At 39.7% G+C, this 3,254-nt stretch carries 4 protein-coding genes; 1 reads left to right on the top strand and 3 read right to left on the bottom strand.

What is annotated here, in order from left to right; genetic code table 11:
* The 3 genes from murF to E1176_RS03465 form a co-directional block, all read right to left on the bottom strand.
* Positions 1-1,609: UDP-N-acetylmuramoyl-tripeptide--D-alanyl-D-alanine ligase (gene murF / locus E1176_RS03475; RefSeq protein ID WP_155209183.1), on the bottom strand; the 1,609-nt coding region annotated here is incomplete at its 3' end.
* Positions 1,610-1,637: 28 nt separating this feature from the next.
* Positions 1,638-2,504: a GNAT family N-acetyltransferase gene (locus E1176_RS03470; protein WP_185152598.1), complete on the bottom strand. Its 867-nt coding sequence runs from the start codon at positions 2,502-2,504 to the stop codon at positions 1,638-1,640.
* A 1-nt stretch (position 2,505) separates the two neighbouring features.
* Positions 2,506-2,841 (bottom strand): tRNA-binding protein, encoded by a 336-nt coding sequence (locus E1176_RS03465; RefSeq protein WP_155209181.1) that lies wholly within the window; start codon positions 2,839-2,841, stop codon positions 2,506-2,508.
* A gap of 96 nt (positions 2,842-2,937) precedes the next feature.
* On the opposite strand from E1176_RS03465, the gene E1176_RS03460 reads away from it, so the two are divergent.
* A partial coding sequence (locus E1176_RS03460) for a hypothetical protein (protein WP_222933067.1) occupies positions 2,938-3,254 on the top strand: 317 nt, incomplete at its 3' end.

The following is a 3,254-nucleotide window of genomic DNA, read 5'->3' as shown; positions in this document are numbered from 1 at the left end:
CAAAGCTCTCTTCAGTAGGATTCATAACCATAATAGGTAAATGAATACCATTTCTTCTAAGCGTTACGCCTTCATCGGCATAAGCCACTCCCAAATAATCTACTCGGTGATATTGTAATAGGTTGGCGATTTCCATACTTCCGCTGCCGTAAGCAAAAGCCTTTACCATCACCATGAGTTTACTGCCAGGTTTGATCTTACTTCGATAGAAATTTAGGTTGTGAGTTAGGGCGTCCAGGTTTATTTCAAGGTGCGTACCATGGATTTTGTCCTCCAGCTTTCTTACAATTTGCTCTAACTTGAAGAAACGAGCGCCCTTAACTAAAATCAGCTCCTGGTCAAATGTAGAAAGGTCATGTTCGGCTAAAAACTGCTCAGTAGAAGTATAAGATTTGGTGATTAGCTCCTTCGATAAATGAGCAGAGATTTCCGGTCCTATAGTTATTACTTTATAGAGTGATGCCGCTTTAAGTTGCTTGCCAATTGACTCATACAATGCCTCTTTAGATAAACCTGTTTGCAACAAGTCAGAAATGATGAGGGTTTTATTTTTAAGTTGTTTTTGACTGGTTAGAAAGTCTAAAGCCACCTGTAGTCCACCCAGGTCGCTATTATAAGTGTCGTCAATGATGAGACATCCATTTAGTCCACGTTTGAGCTCAAGACGCATTTTGAGGTTTTTAAGTGCATTGAGCCCCTCCTGAATTACTTCCTGTGCAAAACCTCTTAACAGCATAAATGCAATACAATGCATGGCATTTTCTACAGAAGCGCTATGTGTAAAAGGCAAAATAAACTTTAGTGGTGAGTTGTAATAAAGCTCCAGGTGTGTCTTCCCATCAATATTTTTCTGGTTGCTAATTACAATATGGCTGTTTGGGTCTTTGCCCCAGGTAAAACTTTTATCACGTAGTTCAGCATCTATCTCTTCATAATCTTTGCAATAGATCACCCGATCACTGTTCGTGAAAAGTTGTGCCTTCTCTTTTATCTTTTGTTCACGATTTTCAAAACCTTCATCATGTGCAGCTCCTATCGTAGTAAAAATACCAATGCTCGGCCTTATGATTTTGGCGAGTTTAGCCATTTCACCGGATCTAGAAATACCAGCTTCGAAAATGGCCATCTGATGATTGTCGGATAAGCGCCATACAGATAATGGTACACCTACCTGGCTATTATAACTCCCCGGACTTTTAAGTACCGCCAGGTGTGGGTTTAAAAGTTGTGCCAGCCACTCTTTTACAATGGTCTTGCCATTACTTCCCGTAATTCCGACCACAGGAATGTCGAAGTTAGCTCGCTGGTAAGTAGCCAGCTTTTGAAGTGCTTCCAGGCTACTATCAACTTTAATTACATTGAGGTTTGAAGTATCTGGTAAGTCAACATCCTCTTCTAAAACAAATTGGTGAATGCCTTCTGAAATTAAGGGTTGAATGTATTCATGCGCATTATGTCTTACTCCTTTTATAGCAAAAAAGACCGCACCCTGAGAAGGCACTACCTTTCTACTATCCGTCAAAAGGTGATCGATTGGCCAGTCAGGACTGTCACAGCGGATCACCTTACCGCTTGTAATCGCCACCAGATCACTAAAAGTTATTGTCATAGATCAGTAAAACTAGTAATTAATGGAATTATAAAGTAAGAACCATTTCGTATTGGTTGATTTGGTTTTCAAATCCTAACCGCTCAAAGAAGGTGAGTGTTTCTTTGGCCTCAATATTTATATTGATAACAGTCAAGTTTTTTTGAATGCTTAGCTCATACATATAGTTAAGCAAGGCCGCACCTATACCATGTTGCCTGAATTTATTGTCAACTGCAATCTGACTCACCCTACCTGCCGCTGACTGAAATATGGCATACCCCACACACGCTCCATCAAGATGAGCTTCTATGATGCTCTCATTGGCAAGATTTTGAGATATCATTTGACTACAGTCTAAAAAGGAGGGGTCATCTGTAGCAAACCTTTCATACAAATGCCATGTAGGTTCTTTAACAGCGTAAATTTTAATAGGAAAATCGACACGCCTTTTAAGTTTATATGGTGAAGCCAGTCGAAAACATTTATATGTTTTAGATTTTGTGAAACCAACATTGGTGTAGGCTTTAATAGCCCTTTGGTTCTCAGTTAGTACCTCGAGCACACATTGCTTAATTCCACGATCGTGTAGCAAGGGGGTAAGGTATTCATACATCCCCTCCGTGAGTTTCTTACCTCTATAAGGTGGCCGTACTCCTGTGCCACCATTGTATGCAGTTAGCTTGCCTTCGTAATAATTCACTGAAGTGAATATAAAACTGCACAGGTTCTCTTCATCAAAAGCAGCTACTGAAAGACCAAAGTCAATCTTTAACTTTTCTACAAACTTTCTTACGAACTGCTCTTTGCTCAATTTAAAATCGATGGGGTAATCAGAAAATGCACTTAGAAATGCCAAATACATGTCTGTAAGATCAAGTGCTTTGAGCTGTCTAAATGTAAACTCATGATCCATATTAGTGCAATTTGGAGCCATTAGGAACAGAAGACTCAGTGGTAGCTATTACTATGTCTCCATTTTCATCGGTAAATCCTGTGATCAGCACCTGAGATTTAATTGGCCCGATCTGTTTTTCGGGAAAGTTAACCACACAGATAACCTGCTTACCCTCCAAATCTTTAGGGGAGTACTTTCCAGTAAGTTGAGCGCTGGATTTTTTTACACCTATATCACCCAAATCCACATGTATGATATAGGCTGGCTTATGTGCTTTTTCAAATGGCTCAACTCGTGTAATTGTACCGACCCGAATATCTACCTTTGTAAAGTCATCTATTGTAATGTGTGACATAAACGCTGTTTTTGACCAATTATATGTTTACGTAAGTTAGCGCAAATAGAAGGATTTGCAACTTTCTCTAAAATATTACGTATATTAGACAACTTCATGAAAACCCGGAGCTATATATTGAGTTCTATGCTGGCAATAGGTGCCTTATGCATCACTGAGTTATCCTATGCTCAAGAAGAAGGATTTAATCTTCCCGGTGGTGGATACGGAGATGAAGGTACAAGTACAACAAATGTCTCAGGCGAGAGATATCGCAGTGGCTACACTGTAGAGCCTGTAAAAAAGAGAGAAGAAACCAGAGAAAGAGATACTTCTAAAAAGCAGTCTAAGCCGGAAACGAAAAAGCAAGAACCTGCAACTAAAAGCACTTCTCCTGCGAAAACAAAAGATCAGCCTAAAGAACCTGCGACTAA

This window comes from Fulvivirga aurantia (assembly GCF_009711475.1).
GTDB classification, from domain to species: domain Bacteria; phylum Bacteroidota; class Bacteroidia; order Cytophagales; family Cyclobacteriaceae; genus Fulvivirga; species Fulvivirga aurantia.
Note: the sequence above shows the minus strand (reverse complement) of the source record. Positions and strands in the feature narration are given on the sequence as shown.